This window comes from Bacteroides sp. AF39-11AC (assembly GCF_003474285.1).
In the GTDB taxonomy this organism is placed as follows: domain Bacteria; phylum Bacteroidota; class Bacteroidia; order Bacteroidales; family Bacteroidaceae; genus Bacteroides.
The window spans coordinates 380,880-403,839 of the sequence record NZ_QROH01000001.1; the positions used below are offsets into that span (position 1 = coordinate 380,880).

At 43.7% G+C, this 22,960-nt stretch carries 13 protein-coding genes; 5 read left to right on the top strand and 8 right to left on the bottom strand.

All coding sequences use genetic code 11. From position 1 onward, the window contains the following. The first annotated feature begins 853 nt into the window (after nucleotides 1-853). The 5 genes from DW036_RS01230 (at nucleotide 854) to DW036_RS01250 (ending at nucleotide 8,020) form a co-directional block, all read left to right on the top strand. Nucleotides 854-3,430 (top strand): hypothetical protein, encoded by a 2,577-nt coding sequence (locus tag DW036_RS01230; protein ID WP_147401425.1) that lies wholly within the window; start codon nucleotides 854-856, stop codon nucleotides 3,428-3,430. Nucleotides 3,431-3,496: 66 nt separating this feature from the next. Continuing rightward, nucleotides 3,497-3,985: a TlpA disulfide reductase family protein gene (locus DW036_RS01235; protein WP_233560203.1), complete on the top strand. Its 489-nt coding sequence runs from the start codon at nucleotides 3,497-3,499 to the stop codon at nucleotides 3,983-3,985. Next, entirely contained in the window at nucleotides 3,982-5,544 is a 1,563-nt protein-coding gene (locus DW036_RS01240; RefSeq protein ID WP_118460663.1) for a DUF6029 family protein, read from the top strand. The genes DW036_RS01235 and DW036_RS01240 overlap by 4 nt, the downstream gene beginning before the upstream one ends. Nucleotides 5,545-5,554: 10 nt before the next feature. Continuing rightward, complete coding sequence (locus tag DW036_RS01245; RefSeq protein ID WP_118460665.1) at nucleotides 5,555-6,712, top strand: Omp28-related outer membrane protein; 1,158 nt, start codon at nucleotides 5,555-5,557, stop codon at nucleotides 6,710-6,712. Between the two features lie 9 nt (nucleotides 6,713-6,721). Beyond that, nucleotides 6,722-8,020: a zinc-dependent metalloproteinase lipoprotein gene (locus DW036_RS01250; protein ID WP_118460667.1), complete on the top strand. Its 1,299-nt coding sequence runs from the start codon at nucleotides 6,722-6,724 to the stop codon at nucleotides 8,018-8,020. 101 nt (nucleotides 8,021-8,121) lie between these two features. Here DW036_RS01250 and DW036_RS01255 read toward each other — a convergent pair whose 3' ends face one another. From DW036_RS01255 to DW036_RS01285, 8 genes are all read right to left on the bottom strand, one after another. After that, nucleotides 8,122-10,002, bottom strand: a complete 1,881-nt coding sequence (locus DW036_RS01255; RefSeq protein ID WP_118460669.1) for a PQQ-binding-like beta-propeller repeat protein — start codon at nucleotides 10,000-10,002, stop codon at nucleotides 8,122-8,124. 86 nt (nucleotides 10,003-10,088) lie between these two features. Next, complete coding sequence (locus DW036_RS25870; protein ID WP_233560205.1) at nucleotides 10,089-10,289, bottom strand: hypothetical protein; 201 nt, start codon at nucleotides 10,287-10,289, stop codon at nucleotides 10,089-10,091. Then, nucleotides 10,271-11,200, bottom strand: a complete 930-nt coding sequence (locus tag DW036_RS01260) for a hypothetical protein (RefSeq protein ID WP_233560207.1) — start codon at nucleotides 11,198-11,200, stop codon at nucleotides 10,271-10,273. The genes DW036_RS25870 and DW036_RS01260 overlap by 19 nt, the downstream gene beginning before the upstream one ends. Before the next feature lie 147 nt (nucleotides 11,201-11,347). Continuing rightward, nucleotides 11,348-14,176: a triple tyrosine motif-containing protein gene (locus DW036_RS01265; RefSeq protein ID WP_118460671.1), complete on the bottom strand. Its 2,829-nt coding sequence runs from the start codon at nucleotides 14,174-14,176 to the stop codon at nucleotides 11,348-11,350. Between the two features lie 133 nt (nucleotides 14,177-14,309). Further along, nucleotides 14,310-15,632 (bottom strand): glucoamylase family protein, encoded by a 1,323-nt coding sequence (locus DW036_RS01270; RefSeq protein ID WP_118460673.1) that lies wholly within the window; start codon nucleotides 15,630-15,632, stop codon nucleotides 14,310-14,312. A gap of 307 nt (nucleotides 15,633-15,939) precedes the next feature. After that, nucleotides 15,940-18,261, bottom strand: coding sequence for a beta-glucosidase BglX (gene bglX / locus DW036_RS01275; RefSeq protein ID WP_118460675.1), 2,322 nt, complete (start codon nucleotides 18,259-18,261; stop codon nucleotides 15,940-15,942). 75 nt (nucleotides 18,262-18,336) lie between these two features. Further along, nucleotides 18,337-19,854: a RagB/SusD family nutrient uptake outer membrane protein gene (locus DW036_RS01280; RefSeq protein ID WP_118460677.1), complete on the bottom strand. Its 1,518-nt coding sequence runs from the start codon at nucleotides 19,852-19,854 to the stop codon at nucleotides 18,337-18,339. Between the two features lie 45 nt (nucleotides 19,855-19,899). After that, nucleotides 19,900-22,938: a TonB-dependent receptor gene (locus tag DW036_RS01285; RefSeq protein ID WP_118460679.1), complete on the bottom strand. Its 3,039-nt coding sequence runs from the start codon at nucleotides 22,936-22,938 to the stop codon at nucleotides 19,900-19,902. Nucleotides 22,939-22,960: the final 22 nt, after the last annotated feature.

Sequence of the window (22,960 nt, forward strand, 5' to 3'; positions counted from 1 at the left end):
TTTTTATAAATATTAAATCTATTGCGTTAAAAAGAGCTTGTTTGTATCATTTTTACAAAAAAAATACATATCTTTGTAAATACAAAATAAGTGAGGCTCAAAAGAGCTTATATCGGCTTTGAAAATCAACAGATTGAACTATTTTTTTACATATCAATATACGCAGATATATTTATATATAAAAAAGAGAATTGTATTTCACTAAGTTCTTCTTGAACTTGCCATTTTTAAGATTGAAATCGTTTCTATTTACAATAATAATAAATAGGAACGTGTAGAAGTCTGACGAGGGTAATTGAGAGAAGACGTATTAACGGCTTATTCACATAATAAAATGACGAATATGACAAATGCAAAAAAGACGCTTTCATTGGTAAGTTGTTGCATTGAACTTTTTACATGTTGTTTTTGCAATAATTTAGGTTTGAGGAGTACTATCCAAGTATCTATCCTCTATAATGATGCTACTTTTAATGATAATTTCATGCTATCACCTGTTCCTCCCTTTTGAGAGTGCCCAAGAAAGGTGAGAATACTCTTTTTACTTTTCTATTTAAAGAATCAAATCACGGACTATTGTTTTTAGAATGTAGAATTTATTTATCTACAAATGTTTGTTGTGTACAAACATCAGATATGCATTGCTAATGACTTTTTGGACAAATTATAAAAACATGAAAAGAGGCAATGTTATTTAGCCGCTTTTTATGCCGTATTTATCATATCCAAAAGGGTAAGCTTACAGAATATTATAAAGGTTATTGATTACATAAGAGAGTTTTTTATTTAACGAATTGGGAGAATATTTTTGGATTACTGATTCGTGTATTTATTAATTTAATTTGTTTGATTTATGAGAAAATTGTATCGATGTCTATTCTTGCTGGGCATATTTGCTCTGGCAGGAGGATTGTGGAGTTGTTCGGATGATAATGACGAACCAGGTGGCAATGGGGATGGCACTGTTTTGGCAGTAGAGGCACCAGCTTCGGATGCTGTATTCGCAACTTCGGTGACTTTTAAGCTGAAAACTAAAGGAGCAGAGTCTTATGTGTATAAAGCTGTAGAAGGAGCTAATGCTACTGAACCGGATCCTGTAGTTACTTATGCTGAAGCACAGGAAAAAGGTGAAGTGGTAACTGTAAAAGGAGATACAGACGAAGCAACTGTAACTGGTCTGGAAGGTAATAAAACTTATACTGTATTTTTTGTATTTAAGGTAGGTAACGAGTATAAGATACATTCACAAGTGATTAATACACCAAAGTATTCTCAAATGGTGACTATATTGAAAAGTGATATGTTTTCTATAACCTTCCATGTGGAAGTACCTGAAGATGCTTATTATAATGTAGGCTCCATTTTAAGAGAAAACTATGAGACTTATAAAATGCTTTATGGATACCGTGATGTTGATTTTGTAACCTATAATGGTGGTATGCAGAGTCCTCGCTTTAAAGGCCCTCGCAACATTACGATTGAAAATGGGGAGAATCCTTATATTGGTGCTCTGAATGAGACAGAGTATGCTGAGTATGCTGACCCATATGTAATACATCCGGGAACCGGATATGTGCTTTTTGTCAGTCAATGTGCTGAAGATGGCACCACAGATGATTATTCGGACATAAAAGACAATGGTGGCGGTGGAGATGATGACCTAGGTGTCTTGCTTTCTTCATTACCTAATGTAAAAGAATATACCGAAGAAAAACCGACTAGTGAAAATGTTGATTTTACTGGACTTTATGCAAAGACTATGCTCTTTTCTCAACAAGCAAAGATAGGTGAAGGAACTGTTAATGTTACTATTGATCGCCTCACCGAGCAGACTGCTTTAATTACATATACTCCGAGTGATGATATATTACAATATGCTATTGCTATGATTGATGATGCAAGCCTTGAGGAAGAACTATTCCCTCTTATTGGTGGTGAGGATGGCTTGCAGGCAAGTGCATTGATTTATGGTTCTGTTTTTGATGGCGTGCAACAGCTTGCTTATTCGTTAGAGAAAGGGCATACCTATACTGTATATATTGTAGGATTATATAATGAAACAGGAGACGTTCAGTCATTCCAGAAGGTTGGGGGCATTAAACCGATTGTGTCTGATAAACCTGCTGTAGAACTCCAGGTTACTCCATTAAAGATAGAAAACCCTTATCAAGTAGGATTTAATATCAAAGCACCCAATAAAGATTGCTCTGCATTTAAATATCTATTTAACTATACTAAAGACTGGTGGCCACAACTGAATAGTTTGGAAGGAGATAATTTGGAGGCAAATATTGCTAGCATGATTGGGACCTATGGACAAGGTATAAATAATGCAGAGATTTTGAATCAGATTAATAGTGCTGATGGTTTTGATCTTGTTTTTTCGTCTATCGATGATACTGAGAGTTGGTTGGTTTTAGAATCTTATAACTCGGATGAAAAGACTAAGCTATTCTATGATGGTGACAACTATAAAGTGACGGCGACTCCCCTTGTTCCGGAAGAACGTGTAAACAGCGAACTCTTTAGCAAACTTCAAGGTAATTGGATGGCTACAATGACTAAAAATGGTGTTACAACTCCTATGGCTGTGCCTGTTACGATTGCTGCTGGTCCGGAAACCGTTTCTGTATTGCCTGACGATGTGAAAGATAAACTAATTGCCTACTTTGTGAAAAACGGTTCTTCTGAAGAACAAGCTGAAAAGACTGTACTTAATAACTTTAATGAGTATAAAGAAAAAGCGGCTTACTATACAAAGAAGTACGAAGGACAGAATTGGGTGGTAGCTACAGGTTTTACTTATGATGATACCTATTCACTTTTTGCAAATTCTTGGGATTTATTCCAGTCTACCGAGTATTCTGCATTTAATACAGATGAATTGTTCCGTGACTATGGTCCGAAGATGTTCTTCAAGATTGCAAAAGGTGAGAATGATAAAGACGAAGTTACAGTTGTTACCACCCGTTATCAAGATAATGGTATGGATTATTACCGCTATATTGATCCGGTGGCAGATTGGTGTGGTGCTTTGTGCTTGTATGCTTTCAATCCTGCTAGTGCAGGTTCTTTCTATATGGCAGACTTTCCGGTTGAGATCTCTGATGATATGAATACAGTCTCCATTAAGTCTGTTGAACAGGATGGAGTCGTTTATTCTCCAGGATTCGCTTATGAAATCATGGCTGGTTCTGGCTATTTTAGCTGGAGTTTCCCGACTACTGCCGACGGTATTATCCTGGAGCGTGTGAAGGACGGGAATGCTATGCGTTTGACTTCTAACAATATTATTCAGGTTCCGAAGGTATCTGCTCATAATGGCAACTATTTCCGGAGAACACGTACTCCTTATGATTATATTGTTAAGAATCCGATTAAGGGAAATATATTCTCTGTAGATTCTATGAAAAAGAATTTGAAGAAATAATTAGTATAACAATAAGGAACTTCTATGGGAGAGAGCTCCTGTAGAAGTTCTTTTAATATTTTAGTTATGAATAAATTATTTTATATAACTCTCTTTCTTCTTTTTACTGTGACAGTTTCTGCACAGGAGGCATGGCCGGATGTAAAAGTAGAAAATGAAAAAGGTGAGGTAATAAGTACCAAAGAAATACTTGGTGGAAAACCAGCTATTGTTTCTTTCTGGGGTGTTACTTGTAAGCCTTGTATGACGGAGTTGAACACATTGAATGAATTGCTGGAAGAATGGCGAAAAGAAGTCGATTTCAATGTTATTGCTGTATCTATTGATGATAGTCGCTTTACAGCGCGTGCCCGTTCTATGGCTAAAGGTTTTGACTGGGATTTCATCTGCCTATTCGACAAAAATCAAGATTTGAAACGTGCGATGAACGTTATGCTGACACCACAGACATTTGTTGTTGATGGTACCGGAAAGGTGATTTATGCACATACCGGTTATACTCCGGGCAGTGAATATGAATTGTTGGAGCAACTTAAAGCAATCACTAAAAAATGAAACACATTTTATTCTTATTGCTGTTGGCAGGTACTGCGATGCCCAATCTGTGTGCACAGGATAAAGGACACTTGACAGGAGGGTTAGAATCGAACAGCATATATTATGTAAAAGATAGTAAGCTTGGAGATGAGAGTAGTGTCTATCCGGATGATCATTTTGGAAGCAATAATTATCTGAAACTTGACTATACCCGAGGAAAGTTCAGTGCCGGAGTTCAGCTGGAAGGCTTTTTCCCTGCTTTGCAAGGATATGACATAGGGAACTATGGTGACAAGAAAGCATTTCTGGGTGTAAAGTATGTAAGCTGGCAGGATGATAACTTTGGTTTCCGTGTGGGAGATATCTTCGAGCAGTTTGGTTCGGGTATGATATTCCGTAGTTTTGAGGATCGTACGTTGGGCATCAACAACTCTATCGAAGGAGTTTTCGGATCTTATTCTTACGAAAATATCCTCACGCTGAAAGGATTGTATGGACGACCTCGTCTGTATACGGATTATACAGATTCATGGGTACGTGGTGCTGATCTTAGTTTTTCTGTTGCTAACCTTATCGGTTGGCAGGGAATCATGCTCAATCTGGAAGGTAGCTATGTGAATCGTAATGAAAAGATATCCGATGAGTTGGCGGAACTGATGAAGCCTAATTTGGATATGTATTCGGCACGTGCCAATTTTGATTGGAATGGTTTTAATGGTCGTGTGGAATATGTTGGTAAGGGCAAAGATGTCTCTTCTGCACTGTTAGGTGCTACTGCCAAAGGTCATGGTCTATTGGCTGAGCTGGGCTACAGTAATAATGGCTTCTCAGTCTTAGGTACTTATCGCGAACTGAAATATATGAGCACGAAACTCTCGCTGGGCGGTAGTGGGGTAGGAAATATTCTGAATTATCTACCTGCCCTGACGCGCCAGTATACTTACATGCTTGCTAACTTGAATCCTTATCAAAGTAATGGTGAAGGTGAGAAAGGTGGACAAGTAGATGTTTACTACTCTTTACGTAGCAAAGAAGATCGTAGCAAATACTGGAATTTCCATGCCAACGGTTCTATGTTTTATTCAGATAAAGCCACTACGGTAGAGTCACGTTTGTTGTGGCGGGATATCAATGCTGATGTAGAACGTCAGTGGAACAAACAACTGAAGACAACTTTCCTGGTATCCGTTCAGGAATGGAGCCCTACTCATGGGATGGATGACAAAACCTATGTATCGAATATATTCGTATTAGACGGTTTGTATAAGTTTGACCGGAAGAAGTCACTGCGTGCCGAAATACAGTATCTTTATTCAAAGGATTATGAAAAAGACTGGATTGCAGGACTGGTTGAATTTAATCTGGCTCCCCGTTGGAGCTTTTCCGTGAGCGATATGTATAATATGGGTGATACGAAGGTACACTATTATAATGGTTCCGTGAGCTATACTCAGAAGAATACGCGCTTACAGTTGAGCTATGGGCGGAATCGTGCCGGATATGTATGTTCGGGAGGTGTATGTCGCTATACCCCTGCTTACACAGGAGCTAATCTTACATTAACTACTTCATTCTAAAAAAAGACTTATGAAAAAATATTGGAATTTATTATTGTGTTCTTTCTTACTTGTATTTGCTTCTTGTTCTGGCAATTCAGGTGAAGACGAGGTGCCTGAAGGTGGCGAACTAGTATTGATCTCTTCTGCTGCGTATATAGAGAATAATGGTACGGACCAGGCTGTATTTACAGTTATGAAAGGTAAGAAAGATGTTACTTCCGAAGCTAAAATTTATCAGAAGAATGGTGCAAGCTATGATCTGATGGCTTCTACTTCTTTCTCTTCAAAGAAGTCGGGTGAATACGCTTTCTTCGCCAGCTATAATGGTGAAATGTCTCCTGCAATTACAGTAACAGTGACTTCCGGAATGCAAGGTTTACCCGAAGATCCTCAGCCAGATAAATTTGACGGATTCAAGCAACGTGTGCTGGCAGTGCAGGGCACAAGTTTGGGATGTGTATACTGTCCTCTTATGATTGCCGGTCTTACGGAATATGCCAAGCTGGAAGAAAGCAAGAGTACCGTATTGGTGTCTGCTCATGCAATCATGTCGGGTGATGATATGATTTCGGATTACAGTACCGCCGTAGCCAAAGGCATGGGCTTCAACACTACCGGTATACCTGCTTTATTGTTTAACATGCGTTCAAGTAGTGAGATATTGGGTCTCAGCACTGCGGACTCTCCCAGCAGTGTAGCTAAACGTGTTCAATCTGCTGCCCAAACTCTGTTGCAGGGCGGTGCTAATACAGGTATCTGTGCTGCTGTATCTGGTACCGAAGCTTCAGGTTCTATCAAAGTGACCGCTGCTGTAAAGGTAGGTAAGGCTGGAAAATATCGTATTTGTGCGTGGGTGCTTGAAGATGATATTCATGCAACCGGACAATTGAACAACTATCCCTCATTGGAAGGAACCTATGACTTTACTCATCATAGCAACGTTTTGCGCTGCATCTCTTCGACCAGCCCGATTACGGGTGTGAACCTGGGTGGAAAAGAAGAATGTAAGTCTGGTGAAACCTTGGGTTTCTCTTATGAGTTTGATTTGAAGAAGCTCTCTGTTACAAATATGGCGAATGTGCGTGTAGCAATTATCGTTACCCGTAATGAAAGCGGTGCGCGCTATATGGTGGACAATGTGATTAGTAGCAAACTGAACAGCCAGGTGAAATTTGAATATAAATAAACAAGTTGAATGATGAAATTGAAATATTTATTCCTACTGTTTACAGTCGTATTATTCTGCGGCTGTTCAGAAGATGACGCAGAGCCTGTTTTCACATTACAGAATGCGGAAGTGGTTGCCAATGCCGAAGGTGGCGAGTATACGGTAACGGTGACAAGTACCAGTGACTGGACCGTATCCGAAGGTGCGGCATGGGTCGCTACGGAAATCACTGCCACAAAGGATAAGCTGGTACTGAAAGTGAATGAGAACCTTGAAAAGACAGACCGTTCGCTGACTCTTACACTGACTAATGCCGAGAATCTTTCGCAGACAGTTTCTGTTAAGCAAGGCACTTATGCTTATAGTGCGAATCACCACTATAAATTGCCGGTTGTCTTCCATGTACTTTACTGGAATGCAAACAACACACAGCACTATGTAAAGGAAGGGCACTTACAGAAAGTATTGGATCTTGTTAACCAGTATTATGATAATAGTGGTGTCGACATGAACTTTGAGTTTGTGATGGCTACAGAAGATCCCGATGGCAACAAACTGGAAGAACCGGGTGTGAGCCGTGAGAAATGGCAGTATACAACGATGGATTGTACCTCTTTCATGGGTAGCGGTGACAAGAAGTATAAAGACATCTTGTGGGATACGAACCGATATGTCAATGTGGTTTTGTATAACTTCTCCGATGAATTGGTAATGGGTATTGCTCAATTTCCATGGTTGCCCGAGCCTTTTGAATTAGGGGGTATCAGCCAGGCACCGAAAGGAGCTAACCTGAGTGAGAATCCTTATCCGCAGTGCGTAAGCCTTAATAATAAGTATATCTATGATATTCCGGAGGGTGCGGATAAATACTCCATGTCCAATGTAATTGTGACGCTTTCCCATGAGTTAGGTCACTTCTTAGGGTTGTATCATGCTTTCAACCAATTGAATAATGGTAATACAAACACAAATCTGGATACTGATTATTGCACGGATACACCGCCCTACAACAAGGCACTGTATGATGTGAAGCTGACCAATTATCTGACCTATAATCCTGAGATTACTTCAAAATCCTCTGATGCTTACAAGGTGTATGTGATGCGTGTAAATAGCAAAACGAATGTGGAATTCCGTTCGACTAACATCATGGATTATGCCATTTCGGATGCCAACGCATTTACTGCAGAGCAGGCTGCACGTGTGAGGTATATATTGAATCATGCTCTCTTTATGCCGGGGCCGAAAGATCATACCGGTGCCGACTTTACGGAAACAAGGGGCAGTGCCTCCGACTTCCGCTTTACTCCTCAATTTATGGAATAAGGAAGATAAGCGGGAAGTTGTGTAAAGCATACTTCTGATAAATGAATGCGGGAAATCCCGAAGAGATTATTTTACTCTCTCGTGTTTCCCGCATTTTTTTATTAGTTAACCGGATATTCCAGGCAAGTAACCGTACCATCCATTGTCATAACGATAAGTTTTCCTTTCCCTGTATTCTTCAGAGAAGTAATTGCCGAATGGGAGATTTTGTGCGACCAGGCAATGCCACTTCCATCTGTCCGTATAGCATGAAGGACGCCGAATTCAGTAGGAACAAATACCAACTGTCCGGTAGTTTCCATACGGGTAGGGATAAAGTTACCTTCATAAGGCATCAATGTGTTCCAAAGACTGTCGTATGTACCTTGAGAAATGTCTACTGCGGTAATAGTGTTCTTGATCCCTTTTATGTACATTGTCTTTCCATCCGGTGAGAAGCCAAGAGATTCGCGCCCTTTTGCTTCATCGGAAGCCCAGAGGATTTCTCCTGTTTCGGGGCGAAATGAGCGGACGAAATAGTCGGAACTGAGGACAATGACTTGCTCATTCTTCTTTCCTTGCTGCGTATACGGTAGTGCAACCGACCAGCAGGCACCCGGTGAGAAATATCTGCCTCGTTTGGTGTCGAACTCCCATACTCTCTTTCCACTCTTGCGGTCTATAGCATAGAACATTGCTCCCCAGGTGCCTATATACACACGCTCTTTATCAATAGCCGGACGCGATTCGATGTAGCCATGCAAGCCGTCGCAAGTCCAGTTCAGTGTTCCGTCTGCCAGTTTTAAAGAATAGAATTTACCGTTGCTGCTGCCTATATAAACTATGTCTTCTGATACGAGGGGGCAAGCTACAATGGGGTAATTCGTATTGTACCTCCAGCGTACAGTGCCTTGTTTCCGGTCGAGGGCATAGATGAAGCCGTCACACGAAGATATGATTACAAGCCGGGGAGTAATGAACGGGGCTGAGAATATCTTATTCCCGGTGGTATAGGTCCACAATGTTTTACCATCGGCGACATTAAGGGCGTGGACCACACCGGCAGTATTGGTATAGACATATAGATCACCGTCTATGCTGCCTTGTGAAGCAATATCAGTTACGTCTTTTAATTTCCAGCTTTCGCGCACTGAAGGATATTTGTCATTGATGGTAAAGTCGGGGCGATAGTAGGTGGTATCTCTCTTTTTCTGCAGAGGAGCCAGGAGGATAGTATGCCATACTGGGTGAGTTTCTGTTTTGATGATGCGTTCCTGAAACTCTAATGTATTGCCACGGAAGGTTACGAGATTGTATCCGCCTATCGGATCTTCTCTCCGTAAAGACGAGCGCCCGAGGACGGCAGGAATACCTTCAGCATCGTAAGCATGGTTCACGTGAAGGTGACCACCGAGTACGGCTTGTATATTACGAGTCTTAAGAATGTCGATAACTTCGTACCAGTTACTCAGGTCCCGATTGAGAGGAAAGTGATTGATGAAGATAATAGGTTGCTTTGCCGGAGTAGCACGGACGATAGAATCGAGCCACAGAATCTCTTCGCGGGGGATGTGAGGCGGTCCCATACGTAGGCTTGGTCCGGCGCCACAGCCGATGAAACGAACTCCTTGCCAGTCATAACAAAAATGGGAAGCCTGGAAAATCTTGTCGAACATCGTGCATCCGTTTTCACTCCAGTTTACATCATGATTGCCGGGAATGAGGAAATAAGGCTTCCTGAAGTCTTTCAGAATGTCTTGCAGCAAATAGAATTCTTTGGTATCACCGAATTCGGTGACGTCACCGCTGAGAATAGTGAAGTCGACATCTGGATTAGTATTGATGTCTTCAATGGATTGCCGCAGATCATCTTCGGCATAGGCGAAAGAATTGAGGTGTACATCGCTGAGCCAAGCGAAAGTGAAGGCTCGTTGGTTAATGTCTTGCCCGTAGGAGAGGGCAGACAGCGCTATCACGCAGATAGCCAATAAAATTCTTTTCATGATTTTTGGGGGTATTAGTAAGTGTTCCCCCAAAGATAAAAAGTTTCCGCGGTAAAACATTACTTTTACCGCGAAAACAAATAAGTTTAAGGGAAGGATGGGTCATTCGTTCCCCACCATTTACACCAGCGCTCATAGTCCACCTTTTCGTAAAGGGGGGCAATGGTTACTTCTGTATTTACTTCTTTCTTTTCAAGCAGGAACTTGTCGACAAATGCTTCTACTTCAGGGTATTGACTCGTCGGCAATTGACAATGCCTATGCCCTCCTACAATAGAGAAGCCCATTCTGTCGGCAATACCGAAGGTTCCCCATACCTTGCGGGCGGCACGGCAGGAGACATAACCCGACTCGTCAGCGAGCCATACATAGTCCGGGTTTCCACTTCACCCAGCGTTTCGGAAACTCGCCATGCAGCAGCACCGCCACCACCGGGTTCCTGAGCAATAGTCAGTGCAATGCGCTCGTCGAATGCTCCGGCAAAAAGAGCCATCTTACCGGCAAAGGAACAACCGGATATGGCCAATTTTCTGGTATCTATCTTACTCTTTTTTCCTACAATTTCCAATCCGTCGATGATACGGCTTACTCCCCACGACCAGGCGCAGTAGGCTCCCATATCCGTTTGGTCGGGATAGAGCTTGTTGATAGGTTCATTGCCGCGCTTTTGTGTATGCGACATAACTTGTGTGAAATTGAATGCGATTTGTGCTATATTACGGCTCATGAAAATGACAGGAGGAAGGCTGCCTGTACCTCTGCCTATTCCGATGATGGCTGGGAAAGGACCTTTACCTTCCGGATAAGAAATCTTGGCTTTCAGAGCGAGTGTCTGTCCATTTACCGTTACATTGACTCTAAGAGTATCATCCACGATATCCGCAGTAATATCTTTTTTTGATACTACAGGTTTCTCACCTATTTCATAGTGCTCTATTTCGCGGGCTATTTCGGCACGTCGACGACTCCAGTCTTTGAAGTTGGTTGAGCGACCGCTACCGTCAGACCATTGAAAAGGGTCAGTCAATGGTTTGACTACCGGTAACTCATTGATTCCGGGTAATACGGGAGATAGATTCTTTATTCCCGTATTCTCCACGTTATAAACTAAAGGGATTTTCTGTGCGAATGCCGAAGTACCCATTCCTATACTCAGCAGCATAATCAGTGCCAGTAAATGTGTTTTCCTGTTTTTCATGTTTCTATCTTTATTAAGAGGTTTACATCTGCCGACAAAGATAGATGATGTTTTTATAGCCTGGTCAGGATGATGTTACAGATACTTTTCATTACGTTACATCTTTAGGATGAAATCTTTAAAGATGAAAGAAGGCACCTGTTCTATTTAGTCAATATTCAAAAAATATTCATTCAGGTTTTGTGTAGGCTTCAAATCAAGCTTCTTTCTCAATCTATACCGGTTATTCTCTACCGCACGGACCGAAAGGTTCATTAAAGAAGCGATGTCCTTGGTTTCCATATTCAGTCTGAGACAAGCACATAGGCGCAAGTCATTATTGGTGAGTTGCGGATGCATCTCTTTCAGTCGCTTGAAGAAGTTACGATGCTTCTGTTCGAACTTGATAAGGAACATTTTCCAGTCATCTTCGGTATCGAGGTTGTTGGCGAGCAGATTGTTTATCTTCTGATAAAGGGGGATCAATCCTTTCTGTGTATTTCGGGCACAGATATCATCTACCATCTCTTTGAGTTTCAGGATGAGTTCGTTCTTGTGGATGATAAATGAAGTTTGAGTGAAGATCTCGGCATCTTTTTCTTCGATTTCATTTTGGAGTTGCTCGTTCATCAAACGCAAATGTGCAGCTTCCTGGGCTTTCATCCGGCGCAGATGTTTGGTTTGCAGGTGCCGTTTCATCAGGTAGAAGGTACCAAACAAGGTAGCAATGATGAGGGCACAGCAGGTCAGATACCACCAAACGGTATTGTACCAGGGGGGAAGTACATTAAACTCCAGAAGGGTATCCGGTGAGTAATTATTCAGTCCATCTGTAGTGCGCAGGCGCAATGTATACTTGCCTTGTGGCAGACGCGCATAGGAAATACTATTCAGTTGTTTCGGGGCGCTCCAGGTGCTATCCATCTCCTCCAGTTGGTATTGTACAGAGAGATTTCCGGCAAATGCGGCATTGACAGAGAAACCGACAGTAACCGTATTGTCTTGAAAAGGGATGTGGATGGTCTGGTTAATATCTATAAAACCTGCATTCAACTCTTTTCCGGCATGAATAAACTCCAGATTAGGAGCGGAAAGCTCTACGGTCTGCCGCTTACTGCGATGGGAGTTATGGAGAATGAAACCTGCATCCAGACAAATAAGTGAAAGTGAGTCGTTGAGGACGGCGATATTTTCGTAGGCAGTGATGAGCGAGAGATTATCAGCTTCTACTTTATAGGCTTCGCGGATGCGTGCAATGTAACCGTCGTAAAAGAAACGATAGACTGATGAACTGGTAATGGCCCAACTCTCTTCGCTATCAATAGGGACGATACGTTTAAGATCATGTATGGTTTCGAAGCAGCGATTTAGGTGCTGTTCAAGTTGTAAGTTGTCGTTGACCTCGTCATAGATATAAAACTGATCATTGCCTAAGAAGAGGATACGTCCGCCCGATTTGAATAGTTGCAGCCGGGCAGGGAGCGAACTGTCTTTTTCATTACCATAATAAGTATAATAGCGGAAGGCATTTTGTTCGTCATTCAGCCGACATTTATATATGCCCCGACTGGCGGTTTCCAACCATATATTTCCAAGATGGTCTACTTCGGCGTTATATATCGGGTCGGATATCTGTCGCATGGAATTTAATTCTCCGGTAGTTCTATTCAGTATCAGCAGGTCATCGTAGGTAATGATAATTTGTATCTGTTTTCCATTGATGGTTGCCTCCAATGTACGGAAGACTCCGGTATTGACACGGTAAGGGTGGCGGATGCGGAAGTCGGGAAGGATTTCCAGTAATCCGTTGGTGTGTGCGCAGAATAATCGTCCATCTATTTTTCGAAAAGACCATACTTGTCCCTGTGTACCTTCTATCAATTTGAGAGAGGAGAATACATCCAGCTCATTGAGTTTGTTATACTGGGTATAGTAGATTCCCTGATTTGTACCGATAAGTAGGTTGTCATGCCAGATAGTAGCATCGTATATACCCCCGAATCCACCATCGGTAGAACGATAGTAACTCAATCCGTCAGTATAGCGAATGTATGCGAGACCGCGGTCCAGAGCTGCCCAAATGTTATTCTGGTTATCTTCGTAGAGAGACAGAACGGTATTGTTCTGAAGAATGTTGGTGGTAGAGAAATGGTTGAGGATGTTTCCGTGGGTATCGACTTCATATACACCGCTAAGTTGCGTACCCAGATAATAAGTGTTCCGTTTGGTGGAATAGATAGCACAGTTTAATTCCTGGCCTCTTAACTGTCGGGAAAGAGACAGATTCCAGGGAATAAAGTTCTTTTGGTCATAGATGTAAATTTCTCCGGTGGAAGTGCCTATCAAATAGCGGTCAGTGTCGTAAGGCAGGATGACGCGAGTGGTAGTACCGTTCAGGAATTCGCTTCCGGGAATTTTGTTGAGTATTCCATTATTCAGTTGATAAAGGGCACCGTACATTTCCTGTACCCAGTATTCACTTCGTACTTTCAGCAGTAGTAGAAAAGCGCTTGGACCGTCGATGGGGGTGATGGTTTGATGGTCGTATACATAGATGTGGCTGAAAGATTGGAAATAGACTTTATTGCCATCTATCCAAATGCGCCAGAAACTTTGATTGTCGAGTGGATTGTCTCCTTTGATTAATCCTTTAAGGGAAGTGTATTTCAACTCTCCCGACTGGTCGCGATCCCAGCGTCCCAGGTCTTCGGAGCCACCACTATATATGGTCTGATGCGATTCTACGGCAATGGCACGCACGATACTGGCATTGGGCATTTGAAAAAGTTTCCATTCCATACCGTCGGATGCCAGTAACCCGATGCTGTTTCCGAAGTACATAATGCCTTTTTCATCTTGCCCGATGGACCAATTTTTATTGGCAGCGTGATATTTGTCACGTGAGAGATTGGTGACATAAGGTTTTTGATTGGCAAATAGGGTAGCGCAGACAAAAAGGGACACACAGGTTATGATGATGTTCTTTCGGATGTCCATAAATAGATTGAATAAAGGTTAGAAAAGGCTATGACCTTATTGTTATTCTTGGGACAAAGATAGTTAATTTAAGGTAAGGGAAAAAAATATGGGGAGATTCTTCTTCTTAATATGAAAGTCTCTCCCCATGTTTCTATTTAAATCCCAGCTTTTTTAATCCTGTCTGTACATCGGGATGACTCATGAAGAGTTTCCATAATAATCCTGTACGATAGTTTTCTATCATTACAACTATAGGTCCCTGGTCTATTGCAAGATAGCGTTTAGGATACCAATCTTCTGTTTCACTGAAGGCATCATAGAAACCATAAGGTCCGAGCACTTTATCCCCCATTTTATAAAGATAGCGCATTACTTCCAATGAATATTCAGGAGTATAGACAATGGAAGAAAGAGCGGCAGTAGGAGAGATGACGCCATGATCTGCAAGCCCATTCGGGGCATGGGCAGCGTAGCCGTTAACAGAATAACTGGCTGTCAGTCCCCAGCAGTCAGGTCCAAAACCCTTCCATTGCTTGGGGTTGCGGATGCAATAGGTACGATTGATAAGGGTGAGATTGCGCATCTCATCGAAATAACCGGGACAGTATTTGTCGGATAGATTTGTCGGATCCAATCCGAGGAATGAATAGTGTGCCCAGAAAAGGGGACCGGCTTCGCACCCTTGGTAACGCAGGTGAAGTTCGATATCTTCTACTATATGAGGATCGACAATAGCGCCTTTCTCTGCCCAACCATCGTGATAGACCTCGGCGGGAACACTGTGTGTGGGAGAAGCGGCGGCAAGGATGTACATGATGAGGCACTCGTTATAACCATGTACGGGAAAATTCATTTCCCAACCGTATTCGGGACTCCAATGCCAGTAGAGCACATTCTGATCGTTTTGTCGATAGAAGTTCCAGTCTATTTCACGCCAGAGGGTGTCGATACGTCCGGCCAGGGCTTGCTCTTCGGACGAACCGTTGACGTAATATTGGTGTACGGCTAGTAATCCCTGCATAAGGAATGCTGTTTCTACGAGATCGCCTCCATTATCTTTCTGACCGAAAGGTTTTACCTTGCCGGTATCTCCATACCACCAGTGAGGATAAGCACCATGAAACCGATCGGCTGTCTCGAGGAAAGAAACAATCTTTTCCATACGTGCCAGCCCTTCTTCGCGGGTGACGTATCCGCGGTCGATACCTGCCAATATAGCCATAATTCCGAAACCACTGCCACCGGTGGTTACTACGTGCTGGTCATCTTCGGGATAGATGCCGTCCATATGGATGCGCTCACATGCCAGTCCGCTGTTAGGCTCGGCACCTTCCCAGAAATAGTTGAAAGTGCGGCGTTGTATGGTATCCATCAGTGCTTCGTCGCTTATGGAACCGGATTTTGCTGTCGGGCTTTTACATTGTGTAAAGCCTGATAGTAATAAGAGCAGTAATAAGCTATATTGTATCTTCATATCTGGTATGCTAATGAACTCATTTTTTTATTTTTTTGCCGATTGCTTGTCTCGATTTATTGATGATAAAAGGACGCTTTGCAACCGGCTGATTATCAGGAAACTGTAACAGTCCTATCTCAGTATACGACTGAGGTACCCTAAGTATGATACTGAGATACCCTAAGTATAGGACTGAGGTATCCTAAGTATGCGACTATGCCTCGACTATTGGCTTGTTGTAAGCAATTAGTATTAAGACCAAGCGCTTATATACTAAACGATACCCCGTCCGAAGTGAATCAATAACTTTCAAAACACAAAATTGTCAATCCAAACTCAGATGAGCCGTTTTTACACATTGGCTGCTACCCCCAATCATTATGTCGAAGTCTCCCGGTTCGGCTACGTAGTTGAGTTCATAATCGTAGAAGCGTAGTAACTCCGGAGTGATTTTGAAAGATACAGTCTTACTTTCACCTGCTTTGAGGAAGATTTTATCGAACCCTTTCAGCTCTTTTACTGGGCGGGTAATGCTTCCTATGAGGTCGCGGATATAAAGTTGCACTACTTCTGCACCATCGTACTTACCGGTATTGGTTACCGTGACCATAGCAGTAACAGAACCATCTTGTCCCATAGTCGGGGCACTCAGAGTTATGTCGCTGTATTGGAAGTTGGTATATGACAAACCATAGCCGAATGGATACAATGGATCGTTGTCTACATCCAGGTAGTTACTGCGGAATTTCTCGAACCATTTGCCTTCCGGTAAGGGGCGCCCGGTATTTTTATGATTGTAGAACAAAGGTATTTGGCCTACGTTCTTGGGGAATGTCATCGTCAGTTTACCGCTGGGATTTACATCGCCGAACAATACATCGCCGATGGCGTATGCTGCCTCACTTCCACCAAACCATACATTCAGGATAGCGGGCACATGCTCCTGTTCCCAAGTCAGCGTTAGCGGGCGACCGGTAAAGAGCGTCAGTACGACAGGCTTTCCTGTTTTCAGCAGAGCTTCCAATAGAGTACGCTGTACATCGGGAAGATCCAGGTTGGTGCGGCTTGAACTTTCACCACTCATTTCGGATGATTCTCCCAATGCGGCTATTATTACATCTGCATTGGCGGCCACTTTCAGTGCCTCATCCAGCATCTCTTTGTCTGTGCGATTATCACGATTTAGTGAACGGCCGAACATTGTGGCACGTTCTTCGTAGGCTGCATCACTGATGAGGTTACTACCTTTTGCATAAGTGATGTTTACTTTGCCTGCCATCATCTCTTTCAATCCCTCGTACACAGAAGGATAGTCGTTGAGGCGTGCGGCTACACTCCAAGTTCCCGGCATGTTGCTGCGGGTATTTGCCAGTGGGCCGATGACAGCTACCGTACCTTCTTTTTTCAAAGGAAGTGTCGGGTTTGCAGAAGTATCTGACTTGTCGTTTTTCAGGAGTACAAAGCTCTCTCCTGCAATCTTGCGGGCAGCGTCGCGATGTTCCTTGGTGAAGATGTCACGCTTCGGGCGTTTCAGGTCGCAGTATTTATAAGGATTGTCGAATAATCCCAGTTTGTATTTGGCTTCAAGGATGCGGCGACAGGCTTTGTCCAGGGTTTCCATACTGATTTTGCCTTCGTCGATGGATTTCTTGATTGTACCCGTGAAGCCTTCACTTACCATGTCCATATCCACGCCTGCATTGAGTGCACGTGCGGAAACAGTCTGCAAGTCACCGATGCCGTGCGCTATCATTTCGGAGATACCGGTAAAGTCTGTCACCACAAAGCCGTCGAAGTCCCATTGTTTGCGCAGTACGTTGGTCATCAGCCATTTATTAGCTGTGGCCGGTACGCCGTCTATTTCGTTGAAAGATGCCATAACGCTGCCTACACCTGCATCTACGGCAGCTTGGTAGGGATACATGTATTCGTTGAACATACGGTTACGGCTCATGTCTACGGTATTGTAATCACGTCCGGCTTCTCCGGCACCATACAGTGCGAAGTGTTTTACGCATGCCATAATTTCATCGTTGCGCTTCAGTTGGTTGTTGAGGTCGATGCCTTGATAACCCGATACCATTGCTTTGGCGATGGCTCCACCCAAGAATGGGTCTTCGCCGTTCCCCTCGCTGACGCGTCCCCAGCGCGGATCACGGCTGATGTCTACCATCGGGCTGAATGTCCAGGAAATGCCATCAGCACTGGCCTCGGTGGCTGCAATGCGGGCAGATTTCCTGATAGCTTCCATATCCCAGGAACAGGAGAGCCCCAATGGAATAGGGAAAATGGTTTCGTAACCATGTACCACATCCATGCCGAATATCAGGGGGATGCCCAGGCGTGACTTCTCTATGGCAAGTTTCTGTACATCGCGTATCTTCTCCACCCCTTTCAGGTTGAGGAGTCCGCCCACCAGTCCTTGTTCAATCTTTTTTGCCACATCGCTGTTCTGTGCCTGTCCGGTGACGATCTCACCGGAAACGGGCAGGTTCAGTTGGCCGATCTTTTCCTCTACAGTCATCTTCTTCATCAATGCATCGATGAAGCGATCCATGTCCTGCGGAGACTTTTGTGCCTGTATGGCAGCAGTGCTAAGAAACGCTGCTGCTAACAAGACACTTGTTCTTCTGAAAACTTTCTTCATACACTTTGTTTTTTATAAGAACTATCCCCAATCCTCTTCATCTTGGAATGAAGAGAATTGAGATAGTATTGTTTATTAGTAGTTCGGGTTTTGCACCAATACTCCCTTCGATTTATCTATCTCCGTTTGCGGAATAGGCAGGTAAGCGTTTTTGTCTTGATACGTTTTACCGGCAGCGGCCAGCACTTCTTTTGCAGTACCCCAGCGTACAAGGTCGTAGAAGCGTCCCGGTTCGAGAGCCAACTCTACACGGCGTTCGTGCATAATGGCTTTGCGCAGTTCAACCTTGTCATTGGTGGTAACTTCGGGCAGGATTTCCTTGTCCAGACCACGGGCATGTGCACGTACCATCTCCAGATATGTTTTGGCTTCGCCCGGCAGATTCTTTTCATTGGCAGCTTCGGCAGCCATCAACAATACGTCCGTGTAGCGGATGAGGCGGATATTCACCCAGAAACCACCCTTGGTATACTTTTTGCGCAATGATGGTTCGGTGTATGCCTTTTTGTTGAAGTAACCACCCATGGCTGTGGAGACGGGAGATTCGCCGTAAGGCTTATTGGTATTGGCTTCCGTGATAGGCTCATCGATGCTGCGGCGGAAGTAGAGTAAAGTAGCATCTTTACGCGGGTCACCCGGTTCGAAAGCTTTGCCCAATTCTGTGGTAGCCATGTGCCATCCCCAGCCTAAGTTCCAGTCGCCGGAGCCGCGTACACCTTGTACCTCGCAGAACTGGCTACCTATGGTAAGGCTGTTCTTCAATGCATCTGTAGATTCACACTGCAACTCGAAAATACTGGAACCGCAGTTCTCGCCTTCTACGGTGAAGATCTTGTCTACCGGAGTGTCGAGGTTGTAAAGGCCCTTACCGATCACTTCGGTAGAGAGTTTGTACATGTTATCCCAATCGTTACGCATCATATAGGTACGTGCATGCAGTGAGCGTACGGCACCCCAGGTAATGCGGCCTGTATAGTTTGAATCCCATTGCAAGGGCAGAAGCTTTTCTGCTTCGGTCAGGTCGTTATCAATCTGTGTGTAGATTTTATCGACACCGCTTTTAGCTACATTTGCGTCGGCAGAGTCCACAACCTTGAAAGTGATCAGAGGCACTTCTCCCCAGGCACGTACCAGGTTGAAGTAACAGTAGGCGCGGAAGAAAAGGGCTTCTCCCTTATTGCGCATGGTTTCCGTATCTGTCTTTCCTTCTTTTTCGATGTCATCCAGCACTTCATTACACTGAAAGATAATCTTATAGTTCTGAGTCCAGTAAGCTCCCATAGTTCCATTGGAGGCCGTGTATTCGAAATCGTCGTACATGGCTGCCACATCGGCGCCGTCGCCTGCCGAACTACCCTTCTCGGAGTCTTCGCTGCGTGCCATTTCTATCATGAAAGAGGGAATACCGGCAGTAATGTTATAGCTGCGCATCAGGTAATATACATTATAAATTTTTCCACCCAAAAGGGCATTGGGGGCATCGTCTTCCGTGAATTGTCCCAGCGGGTCGCGGTCCAGGAAGTCATTACAGGAACTGAATGAGATGGCTGCAGAGCCAATCAACAGTGACAGGATATATTTTTGTATCTTCATGTTTTCAATGTTTAATGATTAATGTTTAGTATTTCATTCTTCATTTTAGAAAGTAAGGTTGAAACCGAATGTATAAACTACCGGCATCGGATAGCTACCGTTGTCCACACCGAATGCAATGGCTGTACCGCCCAATTCGGGTGTGTAACCGGTGTTATGCTTCCAGGTCTTCAGGTTCTGAATATTGGCATAGAGCTTGAGCGCCTGTACTCCGATCCTGGAGAGTAATGTCTTATCAAAGTTGTAAGCCAACTGTACGTTACGGATACGGAAGAAACTACCGTCTTCAATGTAATATTCAGAGTTCAGGTTATTGATCGTATGCTTCATGTTGAGCAACGGCTGACTGTTGCTGGTACCTTCACCATGCCAGCGGTTCAGACGCTGTTTCATGAAGTTGAATTGGCTCCAGTTGTAGTTGTCCCATGTGCGGTAGATTTCGTTACCGGCTTGTCCCATCATGTCAACACCCAGTTCCCAGTTTTTGTAACCTATACTGAAGTTGATGCCGTAAGTCACATCCGGAGTCGGGTCGCCGATCATGGTACGGTCGGCAGGAGTGATTTCACCGTTGCCATCCACGTCTACGAACTTCAGGTCACCCGGTGTAACGGTTGCCAGTGTATTCTTGGGTGAGTTGTCTATATCAGCCTGGTTTTGATAAACACCTTCCACTTTGTAACCATAGAAGTAACCGATAGGGAATCCGGCCATTGTATAACTTTGGCTCTTGTCACCTGAGATGATAGAATAACCTTCTTGTACAAGATTCAGCACTTTATTCTTGATAGTAGTCAAGTTACCGCCGATGCTATAGTTCCAGTCACCGATCTGGTCGCGCCAGTTAATGGCAAGTTCGATACCTTTGTTTTCGATAGATCCCAGGTTACCAATACCCGGTACTGTTCCTGAAATGCCCGGTACTTCGGCAAGCAGATCCTTCGTAGTCTTCTTGTAATATACCCCTTCCAGGTGCAAGCGGTTGCGGAAGAAGTTAGCTTCTGCACCGACTTCCCATGCTTCTACCTTTTCCCATCTCAGGGTAGCATTAGGCAGGTAAGATAGCTGATAGCCCGGATAGACGGCGGACGGTGTACCGAATACGGCAGAGTATGCGTTGCTCAGCAAAGGTTCTGCCGGATAAGCTCTGTCCAGATTCTGGTTACCCAGTGTACCCCATGAACCTTTCAGTTTTAACATATCCAGCCAAGTGATATCTTTCATAAATTCTTCTTCGCTGATCAGCCAGCCTGCACCTACAGAGTAGAAATTCTGCCATTGGTTTCCTGTGTACGAGAAAGCGGAAGAACCGTCACGACGGAATGACCCGTTGAATAAATATCTGCCTTTGTAGTTATAAAGGATACGTCCCAGCATTGATACGGTAGCGCGTTCCCATTGTGTACTTTCATTGGTGGAAGTACCGGCATCACCGATGCTTACGTACCATTTGTCAGGATTATCAGGAATCACCAGACCTACACCTTGTGCACGGGCAGCTCCCAGATTCTCCAGTTTGTTGTAATAAGTGGTGAAACCGGCAGTAGCTGTCAGGCTATGATCACCCCATGTATTCGTGTAAGTCAACAGATAGTCACTCTGTGTTTTCATCTCTGTCTGTTTGGCTTGGCTGACACCTGTCTTACCGTCGCCCAGTGTAACTATACTTCCTTCAGCACTGGCATCATATACCTGGATGACAGGAGTGAACTTGCGGCTATTGTTAGAAGCATAATCCATAGAGAACATAGCCTTGAACTGGAAATGTTTCAGGAAATCCCATTCGGCATATACGTTACCCGAACCACGATAGTTCTCGGCACGTGTTGTGTTAGCTTTCAAGTCAACGTCTACCATTGGATTATTCATCTGTGCCTTCTGGAATTCAGGCAAAGTTGTATAAAGGCCGTATTGGTCATTGAATACTGTAGCTACCGGGGTAGCGCGAACAGCAGTGGTTACAGTCTTAGTGTCGGCTGGTAAAATGCGTGCACCGTTGAACTGGAAACCTACTCTGAAGTTATCTGTCAGTTTATACTCATTGCTGACACTCAGCGTTATTTTGCTGTACTTTTCGTTCTTGATGTTACCTTGTTCATAAGCATAACCGGCACCAAGATAGAAACTATGCTTTTCGGAAGCTCCTGTGATGCTGACATTGTTATTGGTGATGAAACCGGTCTGGAAGATTTCGTCCTGCCAGTTAGTGTTACCGTTCCAACCCGTGAAGTCGAATTCGGGATTACCTTCATTTCTTAGCTGTTCGTTATATAGTTCTTTGAATCCGGCTGCATCTACCATTTCAATCTGATTGGGTACGCTCTTAAAACCAAAAGAACCGTTAATGTTTACGCGAGTCTGGCCTACTTTAGCTTTCTTTGTAGTGATGATGATAACACCGTTGGCACCACGTACACCGAAGATGGCGAGCGAGGAGGGGTCTTTCAGGATTTCCATAGATTCAATATCCTGCGGATTCAGGAAGTTGATGTTGTCGTTAAACAATCCGTCAACTACATACAAAGGTTTGTAACCATTGATAGAGTTGGTACCGCGTACGCGGATTTCTGGGTCTTCACCTGCCCTACCGGAGTTGATAACCTGTACACCGGGCACTTTACCTTGCAGGGCCGATAATGGATTGGCAACCGGTTTGTTGGCAATCTCGTCACCTTTGATATTGGTGATAGAACCTGTCAGATCTCGTTTCTTTGCACTACCATAACCGATAACTACAGTTTCGGCAAGCATTTGGGAATCATCTTTCAACTGAACGTTGATAACACTTTGATTGCCTACTTTGACACTTTGTTTCTCCATACCTACGTATGAGAACTGGAGGGTGGCACCCGGAGTAACTTTAATGGAATACTTACCATCAAGATCGGTTATTACGCCGTTAGTGGTACCTTGCACTACGATAGATGCGCCAATCAGCGGCTCATTAAATGAATCGGTTATTACACCGGTTACTGTTTTTTCCTGGGCGAATACAGTGGTGCCGGAAAGTACGAGGCACACTAATAGAAATAAACTTTTAAGCCATGAGGCTTTCTCCAAGGGAAGAAGTGTTTTTTTCTTCATTGCATTAAATTTTTTAGTGGAT

Excerpts from the sequence above, each read along its gene's own strand:
- DW036_RS01245 (WP_118460665.1), top strand. The coding sequence starts at position 5,555 with ATGAAAAAATATTGGAATTTATTATTGTGTTCTTTCTTACTTGTATTT.
- DW036_RS01240 (WP_118460663.1), top strand. The coding sequence starts at position 3,982 with ATGAAACACATTTTATTCTTATTGCTGTTGGCAGGTACTGCGATGCCC.
- DW036_RS01235 (WP_233560203.1), top strand. The coding sequence starts at position 3,497 with ATGAATAAATTATTTTATATAACTCTCTTTCTTCTTTTTACTGTGACA.
- DW036_RS01250 (WP_118460667.1), top strand. The coding sequence starts at position 6,722 with ATGATGAAATTGAAATATTTATTCCTACTGTTTACAGTCGTATTATTC.
- DW036_RS01260 (WP_233560207.1), bottom strand. The coding sequence starts at position 11,200 with ATGAAAAACAGGAAAACACATTTACTGGCACTGATTATGCTGCTGAGT.
- DW036_RS01255 (WP_118460669.1), bottom strand. The coding sequence starts at position 10,002 with ATGAAAAGAATTTTATTGGCTATCTGCGTGATAGCGCTGTCTGCCCTC.
- DW036_RS01280 (WP_118460677.1), bottom strand. The coding sequence starts at position 19,854 with ATGAAGATACAAAAATATATCCTGTCACTGTTGATTGGCTCTGCAGCC.
- bglX (WP_118460675.1), bottom strand. The coding sequence starts at position 18,261 with ATGAAGAAAGTTTTCAGAAGAACAAGTGTCTTGTTAGCAGCAGCGTTT.
- DW036_RS01285 (WP_118460679.1), bottom strand. The coding sequence starts at position 22,938 with ATGAAGAAAAAAACACTTCTTCCCTTGGAGAAAGCCTCATGGCTTAAA.
- DW036_RS01230 (WP_147401425.1), top strand. The coding sequence starts at position 854 with ATGAGAAAATTGTATCGATGTCTATTCTTGCTGGGCATATTTGCTCTG.
- DW036_RS01270 (WP_118460673.1), bottom strand. The coding sequence starts at position 15,632 with ATGAAGATACAATATAGCTTATTACTGCTCTTATTACTATCAGGCTTT.
- DW036_RS01265 (WP_118460671.1), bottom strand. The coding sequence starts at position 14,176 with ATGGACATCCGAAAGAACATCATCATAACCTGTGTGTCCCTTTTTGTC.
- DW036_RS25870 (WP_233560205.1), bottom strand. The coding sequence starts at position 10,289 with ATGGGCTTCTCTATTGTAGGAGGGCATAGGCATTGTCAATTGCCGACG.